Source organism: Kordia sp. SMS9 (genome assembly GCF_003352465.1).
Lineage (GTDB): Bacteria > Bacteroidota > Bacteroidia > Flavobacteriales > Flavobacteriaceae > Kordia.
Genome location: NZ_CP031153.1, coordinates 3,335,851 through 3,362,185, shown reverse-complemented (window position 1 = coordinate 3,362,185; position 26,335 = coordinate 3,335,851). Strand labels below are relative to the sequence as shown.

General features: G+C 36.8%; 3 protein-coding genes. All 3 read right to left on the bottom strand.

From position 1 onward, the window contains the following. Positions 1–41 precede the first annotated feature (41 nt). Genes KORDIASMS9_RS14370 through KORDIASMS9_RS14360 form a run of 3 tightly spaced genes read right to left on the bottom strand, consistent with a single transcriptional unit; the run spans position 42 to position 26,333 of the window. Positions 42–7,133 (bottom strand): non-ribosomal peptide synthetase, encoded by a 7,092-nt coding sequence (locus KORDIASMS9_RS14370; protein WP_114903506.1) that lies wholly within the window; start codon positions 7,131–7,133, stop codon positions 42–44. 23 nt (positions 7,134–7,156) lie between these two features. Continuing rightward, positions 7,157–8,746 carry an MBL fold metallo-hydrolase gene (locus KORDIASMS9_RS14365; RefSeq protein WP_114903505.1) on the bottom strand — a complete coding sequence of 530 codons (1,590 nt, stop codon included), beginning with the start codon at positions 8,744–8,746 and terminating at the stop codon, positions 7,157–7,159. 10 nt (positions 8,747–8,756) lie between these two features. Further along, complete coding sequence (locus KORDIASMS9_RS14360; RefSeq protein WP_114903504.1) at positions 8,757–26,333, bottom strand: non-ribosomal peptide synthetase; 17,577 nt, start codon at positions 26,331–26,333, stop codon at positions 8,757–8,759. Positions 26,334–26,335 lie beyond the last annotated feature (2 nt).

The window sequence follows — 26,335 nt, the reverse complement described above, 5'->3', positions numbered from 1 at the left end:
ATTTGAATATCGAGCAATATAAAAATAATATTTAAATATACTTACGAATCAAGGATATTTTTTAGGGATTTAAAGTGCGTTTCTTCCATCATTTCACCATGTATACAGCCTAGTTTCTGCGTTACTACAGCTGCTTCAGTAAAAGGTTCCCAAGCATTCATATTTAGTACTTTTGTGTTCTTAGTTGCTTGCACACAAATGATTCCATTTTTTATTTTCCCTGAAACTTGGTAGGTGTTTGTGAGTATGTTCAAATTGTTTTCTGCAACGCGTACACTTCGTTGTACCAAATCTTGATCAAATGTATGCCCAAATGCTTCCACATATTCCTTCAAATTGTTAAGTTCAGTGTTTTTGTCAATGCTATTTTTAAAGTTTGGAATTACGTCAAGAATGAGTAATTTATAGTTTGTAAATCCTTTTTCATCTAAAATTTTTGCCGTTTCGAATCCTATATAACCGCCAAATGAAAACCCAAACAAGATGGCTTCAGTATGTTGCGAGTTTTCTATGATGAGATTTGCATAGACTACTGCTTCTTGTCGAAACGTTTCCGCTACAGATTCATCGCCATGCATGCCCAAACTTTGAAAGGTATAATTGTTATAGGTATCGCTGAGATAGTCCGCTATATTTTTAAACACCAAACCGATTCCATGCGATAATGGCAAATAGTAGATACTTTTTGGATGGTTTCCATCACTTAAACTTAACAATCGAGTATAGTTTTCGGGCGTTTTTTGCGTTTCTTGTGTGTGATTTAGAATGTTCTCAATGGTAGGTTCTTCGTAGAAATCTACAATGTGAATGTCAATTCCTATGGTTTTTTTGAGTTTTTTGAGCATTAATGCTACAGTGAGACTGTAACCTCCTAATTCAAAGAAATCATCCGTTAAGGCGATGTTTTTCTTTTGCAGTATTTCTTCCCAAAGTTGCAGAATTTGTTTTCCTGTATCAGAAAGCTCCACTTCAGTCGTTTCACTCGAAGCAACTTCGATTGAGTTTGGTTTCGGCAATTGTTTTTTATGAACTTTCCCATTCACCGTCAATGGCATTTCCGCTAACGAAATAAAGAATGTTGGCACCATATATGCTGGCAACAGACTAGCCAAATAAGCTCGCAATGCTTGTTCCGTTTCTTGTGTGTTTTGATGCAACACGTAGTACGCAGTCAACTCCATAGCGCCATGAACCGAAGATTTTTCTGCAATGACAATGGATTCTTTGATGTGTTCGTGAGCGTTTAGTGCCACATTAATTTCAGCTACTTCAATACGATGTCCTCTGATTTTTACTTGATCGTCAATTCTTCCAATATATTGCAGTTCTCCATGAGGTAATCGCTTTGCTAAATCGCCTGTTCTGTAGTATTTTTTTGTTTGATGGTTGATCGTTAACTCTAAAAATCGTTCTTCCGTAATTGCTGGTCTGTTGAAATAGGCACTTGCCAATCCTGCGCCAGTGACAAACATTTCTCCCGTAACGCCAAACGGCACCAATTGAAAATTCGCATCCAATACCTGTATATCTATCCCAGGAATTGATTGCCCAATTGTACTTCCGCTTATTTGAACATCTTCGTTCGTCAATTCTTTGAAGGTATTGTGTACTGTAGTTTCCGTAATTCCATACATATTAATGGTACGACAGGTTGGAAAGTTTTGTTTCCAGTTTTTTAGTAAGGTGTTTTCCAGTTTCTCACCGCCAAAAATTAAATAGCGAATCTGTAGTTTTGCTGCTTTTTCTATGAAACTAGCCTGCAACGCTTGAAAAGAAGTTGGAGTTTGATTGAATACGGTAATTCCTTCTTCAATGCATATTTGAGTGAGTTTTTCGTAATCTATACGTTGTTTTTTAGGCAGAATCACCAATTTTCCTCCTGAGAGCAATGCGCCAAAAATTTCCCAAACGGAGAAATCAAAACAGTAGGAATGAAATAAACACCACACATCTTTTTCGGTAAAATCAAATAATTGCTGCGTAGCATTGTGGAACAAATGATTTAGGTTTTGATGCGCAATCATGACACCTTTTGGTGTTCCTGTAGAACCCGAAGTGTAAATGATGTATGCTATATCGGTTGGTTTTGGAGGAATGCCTGTGTATGTTTTTGAGTATTTGGATTGTTGCGCTTTAAATGTGTCCAATTCGGCAGCATCCATACTAATTTTACATTTGGTATCTGACTCTATGTAAGAAATACGCGCTTGCGGATAATTTGGATCAATCGGTACATACGCGGCACCCGATTTTAAGATTCCTAAAATTGTTACAATGAGCCATTCGTCATGTGCCAATTTTACTGCGATTAAATCGTTGGATTGTACTTTTTTAGTTTCACACAGATAGTTTGCCAATTGATTGGAGAGTTCGTCCAATTCTTTGTACGTATAACTATTTCCTTGATAGCTAATCGCGGTTCGTGCTGGAAATGCTGCTACTTGTGCAGCAAATAAAGAAACTACAGTTTGCGAAGTATCATACACTTCTGCTGCGCTTGTTGTTTCTAGCAAGCTTAATTTTTCAGCTTCGTTTAGATACTCCATTTTAGAAATGGCGGTTGTTTCATTTGTAAGCAATGCGTTGAGCAATTGCATGTAATGTTTCATTAATTGCAACATCAACGCTTTGTCATAGACATCTTGATTAAAGACCAACTTGTAATTGAGTTGATCGCCTTGATCTTGTACTTCAATTCGGATGTCAAAATTAACGACAGCTTCTCCAAAATCTTGAATGTCGCATCCAAAAGACGCTCCTTCGTCGCCATCTTTCAAAATATCATAACTCAATAATACATCAAACAAAGCACTTCTGCTCGTGTCATAATCTGTGTGTACGTCTTCTACCAAACGATCAAATGGATAGTCTTGATGTTTAAAACTTTCCAACGTGTTTTGTTTGACACGCTCGTAAAATGTTTTGTACGTATCATTTTCTTCCAACGTATTTCGCAAAGCCAACGTATTGATGTAAAATCCAATTTGGTTTTCCAACTCTTTGTGCGTTCTTCCAGAAGTTGGTGTTCCTATAATTTGATCTTTTACACCTGAATAACGATAGAAAATCGCTTGCCAACTTGCCAAAAGCACCATAAATGTACTGCCGCCATGTTGTTTGGTAAAATCTTGTATGAGCGTGTATATTTCTTCTGGAAATTGTGTTCCTAAAGCATATCCGTTAAAGGTTTTTACTTTCGGACGGAGTTTTGTGGTTGGCAAATCTAACAATGGTAATTCGCCCGAAAGCTGTTGTTGCCAATAATTTTTTTGTGCTACACATGTGGCTTCTGACTGTTGTGCCTGTTGCCAATGGCTGTATTCTTTGTATTGAATGCGCAATGGTGCAATATCAATTGCCGTTTCTTGATGAAAATGTTGGTAGTATTTCATTACGTCATCACGCAATACGCCCATAGACCAACCATCGCTAATGATGTGATGCAGGTTGTAATAAAACACAAAGTAATCGTTTGAAAGTTGTATCAAACAACATCTGAATAAAGGTCCATTTTCCAAATCAAATGCTTGTTGCGCATCTTGTTTTTGGTAGTTTTCAAAAGCTACTTCACTGTTTTCATGATTGCTAAAATCTTCAAAACCAATGGTGAAGTTGTAATTTTCTATTGGAATGATGCGCTGACGGACTTCACCCGATGTTTGTTGTTTGAAAACCGTTCGTAAGATTTCATGACGTTCCACCACGGCATACACTGCTTTTTGAAAATCTGCTACATTATAACTTCCTTCCAAATACACAAAATTTGGCATGTGATACGCTAACGAACCTTCTTTGAATTGACTTAAAATCCACAAACGATGTTGCCCAGATGATACGGCGTAGTCTGCTTGTGGTTGTAGTATTGGAATTTCTTCATAGTTTTCGTTGTCGGACGCGGAAAGTAAAGCCACTTGTGAAGCCACTGTTGTTGCTGAGAATAAATCGCCCAATTCCAATCGTATTTGAAATTCTTGGTGATATGTATTGAGCAATCGAGTTGCGCGTAAACTGTGTCCGCCCAACACAAAGAAATCATCGTCCAAGCCTATTTTTTCTCTTCCTAAAATATCTTCCCATATAGCAACAACCTGCTTTTCCAAGTCTGTTTCTGGCACTCGGAAAGATGCAACTTCTGTAGCGTCTACAGTTGGATTTGGCAATTCTTTTTTTGCTATTTTGCCATTGGTATTTAGTGGCATTTGTGATATGTGTACATAATACGATGGCAACATGTATTGTGGCAAACTCGTTGCTACATGTGCACGCAATTGAGCAGCGTCTATAGGTTCATTAGCTACGTAATATGCAATCAATTCTTGCTGTCCTGTCAATTCTCTGACTAAGACGACACTTTCGCTGATGGAAGCATGTGAAACTAACGATTTTTCTATCGCGCCCAATTCAATACGATAGCCGCGCAATTTCACTTGATCGTCCAATCTGCCTAAAAATTCAATCGTTCCATTTGGAAGCCATCGTACCAAATCGCCCGTTTTATACATGCGTTCGCCAGGCATAAAAGGATTATTTACAAATTTTGCCGCAGTCAAATCAGGTTTGTTATGATAGCCGCGCGCCAAGCCAATTCCACTAATGTGCAATTCGCCCGCAACTCCTATGGGACATAAAGCTTCGTTTTTTAATACGTAATAATTAGTATTGTGTACAGGACTTCCGATAGTGATGGGTTTTCCTTTGTGAATTTCGCCTCTGGAAGTCGTTACCGTACATTCTGTAGGACCATATCCGTTGTAGAGTTGTTGGTGTTTAAATTTTTCAACAACGGTATCTTTTAAAGGTTCGCCACCGAGAAATATTTTTTGAAGTGATGATTTTTCAGCAGGAATAAATTCAGACATGGAAGAAGTGCCATCCAACCACGTTAAGTGATGTTTTTGAATGAGCTGATCAAGTTCGTTGTAGCCAAAGTTAGAAACGATCAATTTTCCACCTGTCAAAATGGTGTTAAATATTTGATTTAACGAAATATCAAAACAATAGGTAGACACTAATAATGTAACATCATTTTCATTGAAACCATATACTTTGGTATTGAATTGCAAATAGTTACTGATAGAACGATGCTCAATCATGACGCCTTTTGGTTTCCCTGTTGATCCGGAAGTGTAAATGATGTATGCTAAATCGGTTGGTTTTGGGTGAATTCCTGCATAGGTTTTAGCATAATTTGCTTGTTGTGTTTTGAATTTTTCCAACACAGCAGCGTCAATACTTAGCTTGCAATTGGTGTCAGCTTCTATGTATTGAATGCGTTCTTGCGGATAGGAAGGATCAATTGGTACATACGCGCCACCTGTTTTTAATACTGCTAAAATGGTGATAATCATCCATTCGCTGCGTGCTAATTTTAATGAAATTAATTCGTCAGCTTGTATCTGATAGGTTTCTACTAAATACTGCGCTAATTGATTGGATGCAGCATCTAATTCCTCATACGTAAGTTCAATAGTATTGTAAACAATCGCCGTATTTTTGGGCGTTTTGGCAACTTGTTTTTGAAAGAGTGAAATCAGCGTTTCCGTTTGATCATACGGAACTATTTTACCTTGAAAACCTTCGAGTAAAAGCGTTTTTTCTGACTCTGTTACATAGTCTATTTCACGTATTTTTACCGTTGGCTGTGTGAGTGCTTTTTCAAGGAATTGAAAATAATGTTGTACAAATTGCTGCATTGTACTAGCATCATACACATATTCATTGTATAAAAACGTGTAACGCGTATGGTTTTCTGCTTGATGAAACGCAAATTCAATATCAAATTTTATAGGAATTGTATATATCTCCTTTAGTTCCGTAGTGATTTCTGAGGTTTGCGTTGGTTCTTCTGCTTGATGCAGCGTAAAAAGCACATCAAATAGTGGATTTCTACTCGCGTCATAATGCAACGATACATCGTCCATTAATTTATCAAAAGGATATTCTTGATGATTGTAAGCTTCTAGCGTATTTTCTTTGACGCGTTTGTACAAAGTTTGAAAAGTATCAGCATCTTCAATTTTGTTTTGCAATGCCAAAGTATTGATGTAAAACCCAATCTGATTTTCCAGTTCCTTGTGTACTCTGCCAGAAACGGGCGTTCCTGTAATTTGATCTTTTGCATCTGTATAGCGATAACTTATGGCATTCCAAGCGGCTAATAAAACCATGAATGCGCTTCCGCCCTGCTCTTTTGTAAATTGTTGAATCGCGTTGTGCAAACTTGTGGGAAGTTTTGCTTCCCAACCTGTACCATCGTAGGTTTTAATTTTTGGGCGTTTTTTCCGTGTGGGAAGATTGAATACTGGAATTTCATCGTTAAAAATTTCTTTCCAATACGTTTGATGCAATTTGTAACGTTCGCTTTCTTGCAATGAAATTTGCCAAGCACTGTAGTCTTTGTAATGAATGCGCAACGGTGTTAGTTGCAAAGGCGTTTCAAATTGATAATGCTGGTAGTAGCTCATGATATCATCGCGAAACACTTTTAACGACCACGCATCGCCAATGATGTGATGTATGTTTAAGTAGAATACAAAATTTGACTCAGACAATTTAATGACACTTCCTCTGTATAATGGACCTTCCTCAAGTTTAAATGGCTGATTTGCTTCAATAATTCGGTAGGTTTCAAATACTTTTTCGGGACATAGTTCTGTGCTAAAATCTAGGTATCCCAATTCGCACGAACATTCACTTACGGGAATAATCCACTGGCGTACGATACCATTTTCATCTTGCTTAAAAACAGTTCTTAGTATTTCGTGACGCGCAATAACGGCTGCTACTGCACGACGAAAGTTGGTAAGGTTGATTTCTCCTGATAAATATTCAAATTGCGGCATGTGATAGGCCAACATGCCTTCTTTAAATTGACTGAGAATCCAAATACGTTGCTGTCCTGGAGAAAGTGGATAGTTTTCTTGCGGTTCCAGCTTGGGAATGTGCAAGAATTTTTGAGATTCCTGCATTTTTTGCAAGTGATTGATCAATGCCTGTTTGTTCGCTTTTATTGTGCGAATTGTATCTGGCGCAAGCTTTTTTTTGAGTGAAATCACTTGAATTCCATCACCTTTTAGTTTCAGCTTGATGCCTTCTTTTTGTAATTCAGAAAGTATGTTTGTTATGTTTTCCACGTATGCTGTAATGAATGAATTTACTAATATTCAATTGTTTTTTCTCCAAACAATCGTTCTGCTACAATTGCGCGTTGGTTGCAATCGTCTAATAGCAGATTTGATTCTACGATAGGACGCGATTCGTCTGTATATTTTAGCGAACTGATGAATTCTAACCAAGGTTCGAGTCCCATCGCATACACAAATACATTTTTCGGGTTGAAGATGTTGATGAATCGTTTTGCTTGTTCATAGTTACAACCTGCCAAACGCCTTGAGTTGTCTTTGTCGCGCTGCAATTTTTTGGGCATTAACGGACCGTACAACCATGAAAGTGGCGCGCCATCGCATTCCATTCCTAAAAATATAACATCGGCGTTTCCAACAATTTGCTGTACACGTTCGTATACTTTGGGTTCTACATTGCAAGAATCGGCAGCAAATAATACGCTAAAGTCATTGTGCAGTTTGATGTGATAACAGAGTTTGCTTCGTACATCTAAATCTGAATGTTCGCCTAAAAACGGCAATCCTGTGATGGTGCATTTGTCCAAAGTGATGGATTCCATATCATCCAATTCTATAATGTTGTGAAACCCGATATTGTTGAACATGAGTTTTAATCCTGGATCTTGTAAGTTTCCTTTTCCGCTAGAAGGCACAATGATATTTTTGATACAGTGTCGGAGTTGCAATAAGGTTTCCAACAGAATATGATCTTGATGATTGTGCGTAATTAGTACATAATCTATTGTTTCGGGAAGATCGTTAATTGTGTATCTATTCACGTCAGATTCGTAACCATCATAACTAATTACAGGATCTACCAAGATGGATACTTCGTCCGTTTCTACCAATACACATGCATGTCCGAAATACCGCGTACGAATGCCTGTTCCCGTATACGGAATGTATGTTGTGGGCGCTTCCGTGGTGAAAAAGCTTTTGAATAATGCTTCTTTGTCTTCCGGAATGTTGAGTTTTTCCTTGATGGCTTCATACGAACTTGGAATTCGCTTCATTTTAAAGAGTTCTTCAATGATATTTTCTTTAAATGGAATGTTTAAATGAATCATAAGTTCATCGTCTAAACGTGGAGTACTCAGTACAAACGAGCGTGCATCATCGGCATCAATCATTTGCAAAGAGATTGATTGCGTACTTTCATCATAGTATTCACTTTTGTACAGCAAGCTTTCAAAGAATCGGAAGTTTGGATGATTGTTTAGGTCATAATACAATTCTACATAACCTTGCAGTGGCGCTGGCACTTTTTCATACAAATCGTTTAGTGAATATCCTGTGGCTTCTGTTTGCAATAGCGTATTGAGTTCATTGATAGCATCACAAAGTGCTAGTAATGGCGCTCTTTTTTCTTTGGTTTCTTCAAATAGTGCTTTGATTTCGTCTACACGTCCACCATCGTAATCAATAAACGGTCCGCCCAACATTTCAGGTTTTTTTACAGCCGCCGCGTGTATTTTTGGATTTCTTAGATACGATTGCATTATTTTTAAGTGACGATCTTTGATGTTCATGGCTGCCGTTGCTGGCGATACGAGATGCGACCACGCATACCATCGGTCGATTAAAGCTTCTAGCACTACGTTTAATTTTAAGTATACTTCCATTGTATGTTTTTTATATTATTTCTGAATCTATAATTTCGTCTTCGTCAAAAGAGTCTTGATACCATAATGATTTTTCTATTTCCGTTGCCAATTGTGTAATATTTGGAGTGAGAAATACTTTTGATATGTCGATTGTGACTTGAAAAAGTGCTTGCATGTTGGTAATAAGTTGCATGGCTTTGATACTGTTTCCGCCCAATTCAAAGAAGTCGTCTTCAATACCAATGGTATCAATTCCTAACAGTTCTTCCCAAAGTGTGACCAGTTTTTTCTGTACTTCCGTTTCTGGAGCTACATATATGTTTCTGACAATTGCCGAATCGTCAATTTCTGGGAGCTGTTTCCGATCAATTTTCCCATTGGCGTTTCTTGGCAATGTTTCTAGTTGCAAGTAATACGAAGGCACCATATATTCTGGCAATTGTTCTGAAATAAAACTGCGCAACAACGCTTTGTCAATCGTATGTTCAGTTGTAAAATATGCTACTAAACTGGCTTCACTTTTGACTTGTTTTACCTCAGCAACTACTTGATTTATAGCTGAATATTTCTGAATTACTTGTTCTATTTCACCCAATTCTATACGATAGCCTCGGAGTTTTATTTGATGATCTAATCGTCTTAAATAGACTAAATTTCCATCGTGCAAACGTTTGACAACATCGCCTGTTTTGTATAGTAATTGTCCTTTTTTGAATGGATTTGGCAGGAATCGTTCTTGAGTTAATGTTTCTTTATTTAGATAACCTTTGGCGAGTCCGGCACCTTCAATATACAGTTCTCCTTCTACATAATCGGGTTGCAACTGCATGCTTTCCGACAGAATGTAAAATTGTGTTTGATCAATCGGTTTTCCCATGGGAATGGCATCATTTTCAAAGGTTTTTTCAATGCGATAACAACTACTATACGTAGTATCTTCCGATGGACCATATAGGTTTCTCACTTCCACACGACTGAACGGTAACGCATTGGAAACTTGTTGCGGAATCGGTTCGCCTGCCATGTTGATTGCCACTACATTTTCCCAGTTTACTTGTTGTGCTAGTAACGTTTCAATCACGCTAGGCACCGTATTTATGGCTATATTTTTGTCTGTTTCGAGATGATCTTTTATTGCCAATCCATTTTCGAGAATCCGAATGGTTTTTCCCGTGCTTAACGGATAAAATAGTTCATAGATGGATAAATCGAAACAATAAGATGTCACAAAATACATGATATCAAAAGCCGTTTTCGCAAATTCTTTTTGTGCCCATTGCAACATACTTACCGCGTTTTTGTGTGCAATCATAACGCCTTTTGGTGTTCCTGTGGAGCCTGATGTATAGATGACATACGCTAAATTGGCTGCTACAATTGGAATTGTCAACGTTGTTTTGGCAAACGCATCTTTGTTTTCTTTGAACTTGGTTAATTCTGCTTCGTCGATGCTGACCTTGCAATTGCTATCAGATGCTATGTAATCTATTCGCTCTTGCGGATAGTTTGGATCGATTGGCACATACGCTGCACCCGATTTTAAAATTCCCAATATGGCAATCGGCATCCATTCTGAACGTGTTAGTTTGAGTGCTACACGTTCTTCTGTAGCAACTTGATACGTATGAATGAGATAGTGTGCAAATTGATTGGAGAATGCTTCTACTTCTTGGTACGTTAGTGAAACGTCATCAATAATGATTGCTGTGTGTTCAGGCGTTTTTAAGACTTGCTTTGTAAAATCGGATAGTAAATTATCTTCAATTGCAATTGCTGGTTTATGATGAACTAGTGCTTCTTTTTCTACTGCGCTCAAATATGCAATGTGATCAATATTTGTGGTTGCATTTGAAACTAATTCCCCTAATAATTGCTGGTAATGTTGCATGAGTTGCTTCATGATGCTTTGATCGTACACATCTTCATTGTAGATGAATACATACGACAATTGTCCGTCAGTTTCCTGGAATGAGATTTCAATGTCAAACTTTGCCATCGTTTGTCCAAGTTCCACAATAGTATTTGAGTTTTTGCGCGATTCAGAAGCTTCATCAGATTGATTTAACGTTAGTAATACATCAAATAACGCACTTCTACTGGTATCGTAATTGAGTTTTAAATCTTCCACTAAACGATCAAATGGATAGGCTTGATGGTTGAAACTTTCCAGCGTATTTTGTTTGATGCGTTCGTAGAATGTTGCAAACGAATCGCCTTTTTCTAGTGTGTTTCGCAACGCCAGCGTGTTGATGTAAAACCCAATTTGATTTTCTAGCTCTTTGTGTGTTCTTCCCGAAGTTGGTGTTCCTATAATTTGATCTTTTAATCCTGAATAACGATAGAATATTGCTTGCCAACTTGCTAAAAGAACCATGAATGTGCTTCCGCCGTGTTCACTGACAAACTTTTGAATTGCCCGATAGTTTGTATCAGAAATAGAGGTTTCTAAGGTTTGCCCGTTGTACGTTTTTACTTTTGGACGCAGTTTGGTGGTTGGCAAGTTCAATATTGGAAGTTCTCCTTGAAATTTTTCTGTCCAATATGTTTGAGCTGCTTGCTGATTTTCACTTTCACTTTGCTGCAATTGCCATTGACTGAAATCTTTGTATTGAATGCGCAATGGTGCAATATCAATTGCGGTTTCTTGATGAAAATATTGGTAGTATTTCATCACATCTTCACGCAATACGTCCATAGACCAACCATCGCTAATGATGTGGTGCAAGTTGTAGTAGAAAGCATATTGCTTTTCTGAGAGTTGCATCAGACAACATCTGAATAGAGGTCCATTTTCCAAATCGAATGCAAGTTGTGCATCTTGTTTTCGGTAGTTTTCAAAAGCTACTTCACTGTTTTCGTGATTGCTGAAATCTTCAAAACCAATGGTGAAGTTGTAATTTTCTGTTGGAATGATGTGCTGACGTACTTCGCCCGTTTTTTGCTGTTTGAATATTGTTCGTAAGATTTCATGACGTTCCACCACGGCATGCACTGCTTTTTGAAATAGTGTGACATCGTGGTTTCCTTCCAAGTATACAAAATTTGGCATGTGGTAGGCTAACGAACCTTCTTTGAATTGACTCAGGATCCACAAACGATGTTGCCCTGACGAGACGGCGTAGTCTGCTTGCGCTTCTAATACTGGAATTTCTTCATAGTTTTTAGTGTCCGACGCAGAAAGCAATGCCACTTGTGAAGCCACTGTTGTTTCGGAGAATAAATCGCTCAGCTCTAATCGTATTTCAAATTCTTTGTGGTATTTGTTTAATAGTCGAATTGCACGTAAACTGTGTCCTCCTAAGGCAAAGAAGTCATCATGCATTCCAATTTCTTTTCTTTGTAGAACGTCTTCCCATATCGAGACTACTTGTTTTTCTATGGCTGTTTCAGCCGCTTTGAAATGCTGTGTGTTTTGTGAAGTTTCTACATTCGGATTTGGCAACGCTTTTGTGTCTATTTTACCATTTGTATTTAGCGGCATGTTTGGCAATTGTATGCAATAGGAAGGTGACATGTATTGCGGTAAACTTTCTTCAATGTGTTCGCGCAAGCTTGCCGCAGTTATTGGTATGTCTGCTACGTAATAGGCAACTAATTCTTGAGAAGCTGCAATTGTTTTCGCCAATACTACACATGTTCGTATATTTTTGTGTTGTAGTATTTTGGTTTGTATGGCGCCTAGTTCTATTCTAAATCCTCTTATTTTTACTTGTGTATTGTCTGCTCTACCAATAAATTCGATGGTACCATCAGTTCTCCATTTTACAATGTCGCCTGTTTTGTAGATCCGCGCTCCTTTTTGGAATGGATTTTCAATGAATTTTTCTGCCGTGAGCGTTGGTCTATTTAAATATCCTTTTGCTACTTGTATTCCACCTATGTACAATTCGCCTCGAACACCTTTGGGAACTAGTTTCATATTCGCATCTAAAATGTATATCGATGTATTTGCAACAGGTTTTCCAATAGGCACTATTTCTGTATCTGCATACGATGAGATATTGATACTTGTTACATCAATCGCGGCTTCGGTAGGTCCGTAATAATTCCATAAGTTGATGTTATTGAACGCTGTTATAAAATCATTTTTGAGCGATGCAGATAGTGCTTCTCCGCTACAAATTACATGTTGTAATGAAGGCAGTTCAATATTGTTTGCATGTTCTAAAAAAACAGCTAACATTGAAGGAACAAAATGAATTAGATGTACTGCATGCTTCTGAATCGTATTGGATAAATACTGCGGATCTTTATGCCCTTCTGGTTTGGCAATTACTAGTGTACATCCTGTGATGAGTGGCATTAGTAGTTCCCAAACAGATACATCAAACACATACGGTGTTTTGTGTAGTACTACCGTTTTGTTGTCAATTTTTAGTTCTTCTTTCATCCAAAAAAGACGATTTATGACAGCTTTATGCGTATTTATAACTCCTTTTGGTTTTCCTGTGGTGCCTGAGGTGTAAATGACATATAGATTTGTTTCTGATGCGTAGTTGTTGTGTAATGCTTCAGCAGTTTCATGCGCCCAAAGGTGTGTTTCATCTAGTGGTATACAAGTTACCTCATCAATGGCATGTAGTTTGTTTTGTGCTATTTTTTTCTGCGTGAGTATTAGTGTGGCATTACAATCCTCTATAATGAATTGAATTCGTTCTTTTGGATAGTTTGGATCTACAGGTACATACGCGGCGCCTGTTTTTAGTATTGCTATGATTCCGACCATCATTTCAATAGAACGTTCTGTACAGATAGGAATGAACGTATTCTCTTTCGCGCCTTTGTTCTGTAAATGTCGTGCTAGTTGATTGGAACGAATGTCTAATTCTTTGAATGTCATCGTTTCTGCTTCAAAAATAAGCGCGATTGCATCCGGTGTTTTTTGTACTTGCTCGGCAAAATGTGTTAGGAACGTCGTGTTCGTTGGATAGGATTTTTTTGTATTATTGAAAGTTTCAAGCAGTTCTTTTGTAGCGGTTTCTTGCAGGTATGAGATGGTTTCTATTTTTGTAGTTGCGGCATCTACCAGTATGTTTGCCAAACTTTCAATATGAGTCGCCATTTGCTGTATGGTTTCCTTTTTGAATAGCGCTGTTGCATATTCAAATATAAAGGAAATTCTATCTTGAGATTCTAAACTGTTTAGCGTTAGATCAAACTTTGTCGTTGTTTGATGCGTTTCCAACATATTCATTTCAGTATTTCCCACAGCGAAGTCATTTACCACTTCATTGTTTTGAAGTATAAACATGGTTTGAAATAATGGATGTCTGCTCGTATCTCTTTCTATGACAAGTTCTTCTACAATTTTTTCGAAAGGAACTTCTTGATTTTCAAACGCATTTAAGGAAGTCGTTTTTACATTTTGAATAATACTTTCAAAGGTATCCGTTGGCGCAATTTGGTTTCTGATTACAAGCGTATTTACAAAGAATCCTATGAGGTCAAATACTTCTTTTTCTTTTCGATTGGCTACCGGAGTTCCTACAGTTATATCTGATTGTCCTGTGTATTTGTGCAGCAATATTTTATAGAGCGACAATAATATGGTAAACAAGGTTGTTTCTTGTTTTTTAGCGAATTGTTGTAGTTTTTGACTTAATTCAATAGAGAATTGGAACGCAAAGGTTTCGCCTGCTTTGGATTGAATTTTGGGCCTTGCAAAGTCTGTCGGAAACGCTAAAGGTTCGGTATCTTTTAGTTGTTGTTTCCAAAACGAGAGCTTCTCCTTTAGTAATTCGTCTGATAATTGTGTTCGTTGCCAGATGCTGTAATCTTTGTATTGAATAGGCAATTCTGGCAGCGCAATTGGTTTCCCTTTTTGCAACGCATTGTATATGTGATCAAATTCTTTGATGAAAATTGGCAACGACCAACCATCAGACGCAATGTGATGCATGACCAAAATGATGACGTGATTGTCTGTATTTTTACTATATATGCTACAACGCAACATGTAGTCTTTGGCTAAATTAAATGGCTGCGCTATTGCTTCGGCAATATAGTTTTCTAGCTGTTTTTCTGATAACTGTGATTGCACTTTTGTGATGGTAAAAGCGGCTTCACTTTGTATTTCTTGATATCCAATGCCATCGTATTCTTTGAAGATGGTTCTTAGTGTTTGATGTCGTTGAATGATGTGTTTTAATGATGTTTCTACGAGTTTAGGATCTAATTTTCCTTTGAATTCAAGAATGTATGGAATATGATATTCTATGCTTCCGTGAAGTTTGTCTATGAACCATAATCGTTCTTGTGCAAATGATAAAGGGATGTTTTTTTGATATGGTTGTTTTGATATGGTTGTTGCGGGAGTTTTTGAGGTGTTTTCTACTATTTTGGCTAAGTTTTCTATACGAGGGGATTCTAAAACATCCTTGATTCCAATTGTGTATCCAATTTCTTGCTCAATGGCAGAAACCATGCGAATTGCTGTGATTGAATTTCCGCCTAAATCAAAGAAATTATCTTGTATGCCAATGGTATCAACTTCTAAAAAGCGTTGCCAAATAGTTACCAATTGCTTTTGAATTTCCGTTGTAGGCGCGCTGTATTCTTTGGATGTGTTTGATTGCAAATTGGGCGTTGGCAACAAATTTTTATCAATTTTTCCGTTGATCGTTAGCACAAATTCTTTTACATATATGTACAGTCTTGGCAACATATATTGTGGTAATACGGCGCTTAATTTTTCTCGCAAACGTTCCGCTTCAAGCACTTCATTTGACGTGTAATACGCTACCAATTCTTTATTTTCAGAAGCATCTCCAACGACTTGAATGATGGCTTGTTTTATTTCGGCAATATTTTCTAAATGACTTTTAATTTCTTCTAGTTCAATACGATAGCCTCTTATTTTGACTTGATCGTCTTTTCTTCCATGAAATTCCAAATTTCCATCCGCATTCCATGTTCCTAGATCGCCTGTTTTGTAGAGTTTGGATCCTTTTTGAAATGGATTGTCTATGAATTTTTGATTGGTGAGTTCTGGTTGGTTCAGGTAGCCTTTGGACAGTCCTGCGCCACTTACACATAGTTCGCCAAGAACTCCTTTGGGAACTATGTCTAATTGTTCGTCTAAAATGTAGATATTGGTATTTGCTATTGGTTTTCCTATGGAAACGCCTAGTGCATCTTTTGTTTGCTTGTTTGGTTCAAAAATATGTACCGAACAGCCTACGGTTGCTTCTGTAGGTCCGTATTCATTGTAGATGGTAGCATTCGAATTGAATTTATGCGTAATTTCTTCTGCTAAAGAACCGTCTAATTGTTCGCCTCCCACAATAATTGTAGTGATTGCACTTTGTGTTACATCGTTTATTTCTTTTAAGATTTGTAAGTGCGAAGGTGTTAATTTGATAGCATTGAGAATAGGATTTTCTACAATTTTTATCAAGGTTTCAAAAGGAGTTGCATTTTGATAAGCAACAATGGTTCCGCCCGTTATTATTGGCAAAAAGAGGGCTGTTATGGTTAAATCGAATGAAATAGACGTAAATAACGGAAAGTGTATTGGTTTGTCGCCTGCGTAATAGGAAGCGCCCCATGAAACATAGTTGTACAATGCGGCATGTGTGATGGCAACACCTTTTGGAGTTCCTGTAGAACCTGATGTGTATATTACATAACAAGTTGCGGTTGGTTGCAGTGTGTTTTGAATGTTGCTTGTAGTTTCTTCATAGATGGTTTCATCTTCTAAATCAATTAAGTCTATATCGAACATTAAAATAGAAGGATCTAAATCTTTCATCATTGTGAGTACGATTTCTAGTTCCGCATGTTCTATGATACGTTCTTTTCTTTCTATAGGATACGCAATATCTATTGGAATGTAGCCGAGTCCAGCTTTTAATGTTCCTAGAATTCCCAGAAGCATTTCTACTGAATTTGAAAGCATGATTCCTATTAAATCACCTTCGGCTGTTTCGTAATTATTTTGTATGTAATGCGCAATTTGATTTGATTTTTCATCTAGTGCTTTGTAAGATAGTTGCTGTGTATCGTCTTGTATTGCTATTGCATTGGGTGTTTTTAGTACTTGTTTTGCAAATGCATCTAGTAGTGTTTCGTTTTTTGAAATTGTATGATGTACCGCTACGAGTTCTTCTTTTTCCTCTTTGGAAATGATTACTGCATTGGTGAGCTTGTAATTGGCATTTTCTATGTACTTTTCAATGAACGTATTGTAATATGCAATGAAGTCTGTTAAGGTACGATTTGATGTTAGCGCTCTATTTTGTGTGAATCTTAAAATTAAATCATCGGCCGTTGTGCTGACTACCAAGTCAAAAAATGTATTTGTTTTGGCAAATTCATCAATGCCCAAATCGTCACTTTTTTTGGTTTGTATGTGATTTTGCAAATCGTCACTTTCTAAGAGATTGTCTACAACGTGGAAGTCTACATAATCAAATAATACATCAAAAAACGGGTTTTCGTTTTGATTTTCTTGATGCAATTTAGAGATGTCAACCAACGAGAAACGATCTCTTCCTTTGAGTTCATTGAGTTTTGCATGCACATTTTGCACATACCTACGTAGCGGTTCCCTTTTTTGTGTGTTTATGGAAAACCTGAAAGGTGTTGTGTTTAAGAAACATCCTAGCAACTTATCGCCATCTTTTTCTAATGGTCTGCGATTAGACACCAACCCAATGGTTATTTCTTCTTCGGAAGAAAATAATTGCAGCGCATATAAATAGGTCGCAAGAAAGAACGATTTTGGAGCAATTTTATCTTGTTTACATTGTGCAATGACCGCTTTGTGCAGTGTGTTTGGATATATGATTACTTTTTCGTTTTGTACTACTTTGGTACTTAAAATGTCTAAGCGTTTGTAGTTTTGCAGTTCTTTTTTCCAGTATAATTTATTTGCTTCATTGTTTGCTTCTATTTTATCTGCTATGACACTTTCTCGAAATCCTATGTGTAAAGGTGCAGGTTTGTAGTTTGCATCTTTTTGGAGTTTAAAGTATGTTTCAAGCAATTCTGAACGAAAACTTTTGTCAGACCAACCATCTAAGATAGCATGGTGAAACTGAAAAATTAGTATCATATTCGTTTCAGAGACTTTGTATATAGCCAAACGATATAGGAAATCTTTGTTTAGTATGAAGGCTTTCTCCTCGCGTTCTTCTCGTAAAAAATTTGAAATAAATTCTTTTTTTGCTTCTGAGGAAAGTTCTGTGATGTCTTCGAATAGTATTTCGCTGTTTCCTTCTTTATGAATAAATTGTATTGGCTTGTCAAAGTCATAAAGATTAAACGTCGTACGGAAAATTTCATGTTTTTGTATGAGTAATTTGTATGCTTGTGTAACGATGTCAATATCTAATGTTGCCAATTCCACAACCATTTGGTCATGATATATGGCAAGTTCGCCTCTTTCGCGCATCATTTCGCTTGTTACCATCATTCCAATTTGAATGTCGCTCATCGGTAAGATGTCAACGGGCATATTTTTGAATTGAAATTTAGGATGAGCAATCACATGTTGTTCTAATTCTTTTAATTCCGTTCGTATGTCTTGTTGGAGTTGTGCTGAAGATGCTAATTCCTCACCAGACATTTTTTCTAATAGTGCTGCAATTCCTTTTATTGTTGGGTTGGTGTGAAAGTCTATCAATCCAATTTTGACATCAAATGCTTTTTTAATGTGTGAAATGAGTCTGATAATTTTAATAGAATCGCCTCCAATATCAAAGAAATCGTCTTCTGTACCCACATTTTCGAGTTCTAATAACGTGTTCCATATAGCAACCAACTTTGTTTCTTTTGGGGTTGTTGGCGCTACATAATTAGCTTGCTGCAATACGGTTTCATCTAGTGCAACCAATGCTTTTTTATCAATTTTGTTATTTGCGGTTAATGGAAATTCTTTCAGATATTGGTATCGTTTGGGCACCATATATGCAGGCAATAATGAACGCAACTGTTTTTGTATATCTTCAGGATTTTTATAGGTTTCACTGCTGTAGTAGGCTCGTAATTGCTTGTTTTTTTGAGAATCTTCTTTTACCAAAACCACCGCTTGTTTTATGTTTGGAATGGTTTCTAGTTGCGATTCTATTTCTTTGAGTTCTATACGATATCCTCGTATTTTTACTTGATCATCTTTTCGTCCAAAATATTCAAGTTCGCCATGTTGATTTACTTTCGCGAGATCGCCCGATTTGTAGAGTCGTTCTCCTTCTACAAATGGATTTTTTATAAATTTTTCTGCTGTTAGTTCGGCATTGTTCAGATAGCCTCTTGCCAATCCGGCACCAGATATATGCAATTCTCCTACAACTCCTGGCGGCAATAGATGTAAGGATTCATCTAAAATAAAACATCCTAATGTTGGAATAGGAACTCCAATATTACTTACATTTTCTTCTATTTCTTTGGAGCCAATTTCTTTGTAGGTAACATGTACTGTTGTTTCGGTAATTCCGTACATGTTAATGAGTTTACATTTCGGATTTTCGGCATACCAATCACTCAGCATTTGCGGCTGTAACGCTTCTCCTCCAAAGATGATATAACGTATTGCATTTGGAATGTTTGCGGCTAATAAGAGTTCTTTTACAACATAAAAAGTTGATGGCGTTTGGTTTAGTACAGTAATTTTTTGTGTTAGAATGGTATCTACAAAACTGTGTAATTCTTTGGTTTGTTCGGAAGGAATGATGACGAGCTTTCCTCCAAAAAATAATGCGCCATACATTTCCCAAACCGAGAAATCGAAGTTATAGGAATGAAACATACTCCAAACATCGGTTTCGCTGAAGTTGAATAGCGCTTTTTTAGTAAAAAATAAACGCACTACATTTTGGTGTTCTATCAGTACTCCTTTTGGGTTTCCTGTAGTTCCAGATGTATATATCACATACGCCAATTGTTTTGGACTGATTTGTTTCGCTATGCGTTTGTCCGCAAATTGTTCCCAAGGATGCGGTTGGTTTTCTGTTATGGAAACTATCTTTATTTCTTGATGTTGTAATTTTTCTTTGAGTACATTATCATCTGTAATGAAGATTGCACTGTTACAATCGTGTATTATAAATTGAATTCTGGAGATCGGATTTTTCGGATCAATAGGAACATACGCGCCACCTGCTTTTAGAATAGCCAGTATACTTACAATCATCTCTTTAGTACGTGTTACACAAATTGGAACTAACGTTTCGTTTTGCACTCCAATACTTAGCAAATAATGTGCAAGCTGGTTTGATTGCGCGTCTAGTTCTTTATATGTAATTTCTTCTTGTTCACATACTACAGCAATGTTGTTTGGCGTTTTTTCAACTTGTTTTTGAAATAAGCTAACGATCGTTTCTTCTTTTGGAAAAGCAACTTGGGTTTTATCAAAAGTAGCGACTATATTTTTTTTATCGTTTGCGGTGAGTTTTACCAAGTCTTTTACCAAAATGTCAGGATTTGAAAGCACATCTAATTCTTGGTATGTGGTGTGCATATTTTCACGAACAACTGTACTGTTATGCGGCGTTTTTTCTACTTGCGTTTGGAATAAACTTAGTGCCGTTTCTTCTTTTGTTAAAAAGTTAATTTCAGCAATTTTTTCACTTCCGTTGGTGATACTTTTTAGTACTTCTTGTAAATGCCCTGTAATTCTTTGTATGCTGCCGTCAGATATAACATCGTTATGATACATCATTTTTAACGTGAAAGCCTCTTTGGTTTCAGATAAACTCAACGATAGTGAATAATTCGTTTGCTCACTAATTTGTATGTTATCAACCGTAAATGTACTTTCTTTTTTTGAAGTTTTTGGAATGCTTTGTTCTATAGGATAGTTTTCAAAAACTAACAAACTATCAAATAAATTGCTTTGTAACGGACTTGCTGCTTCTATCTGATTTAGTGGCAAGTACGCATATTCTTCGCGGGCAATTAGGTGATTTTTTTGTACATCTTGCAACCATGAAATGATTGCCGTAGTTGGCTCAATGGTGCTGCACAATACAATGGTGTTAATGTACAAACCTACACTTTGTTCAATACCGTTTATTTTTGCGTCTCTTCCCGAAATTACAACCCCAAAATTTGTAGTTCTGTTTCCAGTATATTTCGATAGTAAATACGCCCAAGCACCTTGAAAAACCGTATTGTATGTGAGTCGGTTTTTTTCTGCAAATGCTTTTATTTGACTGCTTAGTGTTTCCTCTAATTGGATATGTTGCTCACTATTTCCAAAAATTTTATTTCGTTCATTTGTGTTTTTTATAAATGGTAAATAAGTCGGTGCTTCTATGTTTTTGAGGTATTCTTTCCAGAATGTTTTCCCTTTAGCAGTATGTTTTTCTTTGAGTTTTCTGACATAATTTCCATAATTATCTATTGCTGTTTTAGGTGCTTTTTTGCTTGCGCAGAAATCAGTATACAGCGTTGTAAACTCTTTCATGAGTAATGAAAACGACCAACCATCCCACAGAATGTGATGATTTGTAAATACGATGTGTTTTGTGTCATCATCAACGGCTAAAACACTGATTCTAAACGGTAATTCTTCTGCTAAAGTGAATCCTTTTTCTTTGTCTTTTACTAGATAATCGGCTATTGTTTCTTGCCTTTTTGAAATACTTAACGCACTGTAATCTACATAGGTTACTGGCAATTTTACAGTTTCATAGACACATTGTACAGGTTCTAATAACGAGAACGGGAAAAATATTGTCCGTAAAATGGTATGCCTTTTTACCAATGTCTCCCAAGTTTTGTTGAAAGCATTTTGATGGAATGCGCCTTTCATTTCAAATGAAAATTGTACCGTGTAGGCGGCTGCATTTTCATCATATATGTCATGATACAGCAATCCTTCTTGTAACGGACTTAGCATTACTATATCTTCAATTAGTAAGTCTTTATGTTGGTCAGATTTTTTAAATTCTTGTAATGCTTGATGGGTAATGGTTGTTGGTAATTTGAAATCACTCGGAGTTGCAATCGTTTTTGATACATTTTTGCAGTGTGAAACTATGTTTTTTAAAGATGTTTCATACGCGTTGGAAAGGTGCTGAATCGTTTCTTTTTTGTACAATGCCGAACTGTAACTCCAAGTTAAACGCAGTTCGCCAGCTACCAACATTCCATTGATCGCAATTCCATAGTTAATTTCATTTTCCGCCGCAATATTATCGCCTGCATATTCAGGAGCAAAACCTAGCGTACTTTTTTCTGCAACTGCCTTTTCAACAGTGGCTGCAGTAGTATCAAAACTTCCCAAATAGTTAAAAAGCACCTGTGTAAATTCTCGCTCAAATGCCTGCTTCATTTCAGGAGTTTTTACGGTATTTTTTAGGATGCCAAAACCAATTCCTTTGTTTGGAATTCCGCGCAATGTATCTTTAGTCGTTGCAATTATATTTTCAAGAGAATCATCGTCAGTTGTTATGTGTACTGGAAATAAAGAAGTAAACCAACCTAGCGTTCTATGAATATCTACATCGTCAAAAATTGCTTCTCTTCCGTGTCCTTCTAAAGCGATGACCGTTGTTTTGTTTGCCGTCCAACTAGAGAGTACTGCTACCAAGGCACTGAGTAAGATGTCATTGATTTCAGTTCCGTATGCTTGGTGTACTGATGTCAATAGATCTGCCGTCAACTTTTTATTAAAAATAAGCTCTGTGCTCGCTATTGTATGCTGTGTTTTCTTTTTTCCTGACGGGAAATCTACGGGGAATGATGGTATTTTTGACAGTCCTTTTTTCCAATAGCCAATTTCTGCTTGCAACTCTTCAGAAGTCGCGTATTTTTCCAATCGTTGTATCCATTGACGGTACGAAGTTCCTTTTTCAGGCAACGTGCCAGATGCTAGGACTGTTTGTAAATCTTCTATGAGTATACGCCATGAAATTCCGTCTACTGCTAAATGATGAACGCCTATGAATAAACGATTAAATGTTTCGCTTGTATGTGTTTGAAATAATACAAAACGTGCAATATCGCCTTTGTATATGTCTAAGTCAGCTTGGTACTTTGTACACTTTTCCCCAATGGTTTTTAGGTCGTCAATAGGAACTACTGTAAGATTTGTGTACTGATCGCCATACGCTTGTTGTATGCTATTTGTGTTTTTATCTGTATAGAATTGTAACCGAAGTGCATCGTGATGTTTGACTAGTATTGACAATGCTTCTGAAAGTTGTGTTTCAGTAATTGACTTTGATAGTGTGAGTAAAACAGCTTGATTGTGATGACTTTCTACCGCAAATTTTTGATTGAAAAAAGTGTGTTGAATGGGATGCAACCCAAATGCTCCCGAAAGTATTCCCGTTTCTTTGAGATACCTTTTTTCTTCTTCTAAGTTTTCTAAAATTTTCGCGATGGTTTGCTGAGTAAAAACGGTACGTACATCGTAAAATATGGCGTGAATTTTACTTTTACTTACTAATTGAATCGCTTTTATGGAATCGCCTCCACTATCAAAAAAGTTATCGTGAATTCCGATATTTTCTATCCCCAATACTTCTTCCCAAATTGTAGCCAAGCGTTTTTCCAATTCACTTACAGGTGCCGTATATTTTCGCTTTGCATGCTGAGATTTGTCTGGTGTTGGAAGTGATTTTTTGTCAATTTTCCCATTGGCGGTATATACAAATTCTTCCACATACATGTATATTGAAGGAATCATGTAACTTGGCAAGTGATCCGCTAGTTTTTCTTGTAGTTCAGTACTATCAAGCGTTTGTTTTGCAGTGTAGTACGCTACCAATTCATTATGTGTAATGTTGCTTTTTTGCGCGATGACAATTGCCGCATCAATAGCTGGTATTTGTTGTAGTTCATAGGCTATTTCAGCCAATTCTATTCGATATCCATTGAGTTTTACTTGATCGTCTTGCCTTCCTAAAAATTCAATAGTATTGTCCTCTGACACGCGCACCAAATCGCCTGTTTTATAAAGGGAAGTTCCTTTTTTGAATGGATTTTCAATAAATCGTTCTGCTGTTAACTTAGGTCGATTCAAGTATCCTTTTGCGACTCCGATACCGCCAATATATAATTCGCCTACAACACTTTTGGCAACCCTATTCAAATTGGTATCTAAAACATATACTTCTGTATTCGTTATTGGTGTCCCAATAGGCGCAAACGATCTGCTATTTCCTGATTTTAATTCGTATGCAAGACTTGTTACAGAAGTCTCCGTTAGCCCATAATGATTGTATATTGTAAACGACGGACTTGTTTTGTATGGAAGTTTGTCTCCGCCACAAATTAATAGGCGTATGCTATGGTTGTACTGAATGAATTCATCAACCAAAGCCGTTATGGCAGGAATCACCAATACCGTAATTTGATGTTGTTCGGTATACGCGTTTAAAGCGGCTGTTTCTAGTAGTATTTCTTCTGGAATGATCTTAATTTGAGCTCCTGAGAGTAATGCTGGAAATAATTCTTCTAAGGAAGCATCGAAAGCAAAATTGAGATATTTCCCAAAAATATCATCACTCTTAAATCCATGGTATGAAATACTCCATAGTGTAAAGTTTGCAATTCCTTGATGTGTGACCAAAACACCTTTGGGTTTTCCAGTAGTTCCCGATGTGTAAATAGCATAGATTATTTGTGTAGGCGTGATGGAATTCTGAACTTTTTCTGTTGTGAATTGGTGCCATTTAGGAACATCAGTATCTAAATAAATAATGTCTAACGCGTTATTTTTACGGATTTCTGCATCTAGCAAATGTTGTTGCGTTAGCATAATACTGGCATTTGTGTCCTTTACAATAAAGTCAATTCTAGATGTTGGTGTGTTGGGATTTATAGGAACATACGCTGCGCCTACTTTGATTATTGCCAGAATTCCGACAATCATATCTAATGACCTTTCTACACAAATAGGAACTAAAGTATCTTTTTGTACACCTTTGTGTTGTAGATAGTGTGCCAATTGGTTCGACATCGCATCCAACTGTTTGTAGGTCAATTTTGAATCTATATGTGATAGTGCAATTGCGTTGGGACTTTTTTTCACTTGTGCTTCAAATAGGGAAACTACGTTAGTGTTGATTTCGACATGTTCACCAGACAAGTCGCTTTGCAATTGTAATTTTTCACGATCTGATAGAAATTGTATTTCGTGTAGTTTTTGCGTAGGTGTTTCTAATCCTGATAGTAAGAAGCGTTGAAAATGGTCAATAAATGTATTTAAAGACGATTGCTCATAGATATCTGTATTGTATTCTAAATTTAATAGAATGCTTCCTTCAACTTCTTGAAATATAAATGTGATATCAAATTGACTTACAGTCAAATGATTGCCCTCATATAGAAACATTTCAAGTTCATTATGCGGTGTATCATCATCTTGAACTTGTTGCTGATTTTGCAACACAACCATGTAATCAAATAAAGGCGAACGTGATGCATCTCTTTTTACAGCGATCTCCTCAAGCAAGCTATCAAACGGATATTCTTGATGTTTATATGCCGCGAGAAGTGTTTGTTTTTCGTTTTCGATCAATTGATGAAAAGACATTTCTGCATCTAGTGCCGTTTTAATGGCTAGTGTATTTATAAAAAGTCCTATTTGTCGTTGCACACTAGGATGCTCTCTGCCCGCTATTGGTGTTCCAAAAGTAATATCATTGTGTCCTGTATATCGGTGGAATATTCCTTTTAATCCTGCCATTAACAGCATAAATAAGGTGTACCCATTGTTTTTGGCACCTTCAGTTAGTAGCGTGTGTACTTCTTTTGATAGTATATATTTTGAAACAGCTCCATTGAATGTTTTGACACTTGGTCGTTTTTTTGCAAATGGTAGTTGAATGCCTGGTGTTTCTTGCGAAAATTGTGAAACCCAATAGGATTTTTGTTGTTGTAATGCGTGCTGTTTTTTTGCGGTTTTGTTCCAAACTACATAGTCTTTGTATTGAATTGGAAGTACTGGCAAAGCTATTGCTTGATTGTTTATGAGTTGATTGTAAACCGTCATAATTTCATTTGCCAATACCTGCATAGACCAACCATCGCCAATGATGTGATGAATTTTTAATAATAGAATATGACTGTCGGTTTTTGTTTGAATCAACAATACACGCAGCAACGGTGCTGTTTCTAAATTAAAAGTTGTTTCATGGAAAGCTGCTACAGCGTTGGTTTCTTCTGCTGTAGCTGTCGCAACAATTTTTTCTAATTGAAAATTTACTGAAGCAAATGGTTGTATGTATTGGAAAACTTCTCCATCAGCATTCGATTTGAAATACGTTCGGAGACTTTCATGCCTTTCTAGTACATACGCAAAGGCAGTTTCTAAAAAGGAAATATCTAAACGACCTTCCAATCGCAATGCATTTGAGATGGTGTAAGCTTTATTAGCATCTTCAAATTGACTCACAATCCAAAAACGATGTTGCGAGGATGACACAGGATATTTTTCTTGTACGGGACTTTTTTCAATAGCTTCAAAAGCTATTTGTTTGTCTATTTCTTTGAGGTACGCAACAATGTCATGTTTGTGTTTTTTTAAACGCTCAATGGTTTCCGTATCTAAAGTCACATCATCTGGTATCGATAATTCCAAATCATTCTCTTTTAGCTGCAATCCGATTTTTTTTTCTCGAAGTTGCTGTATTAAAAGATGTATATATGCCATGA

Bases quoted from the DNA above. Each gene is read 5' to 3' on its own strand.
- KORDIASMS9_RS14360 (WP_114903504.1), bottom strand. From the start codon at position 26,333: ATGGCATATATACATCTTTTAATACAGCAACTTCGAGAAAAAAAAATC.
- KORDIASMS9_RS14365 (WP_114903505.1), bottom strand. From the start codon at position 8,746: ATGGAAGTATACTTAAAATTAAACGTAGTGCTAGAAGCTTTAATCGAC.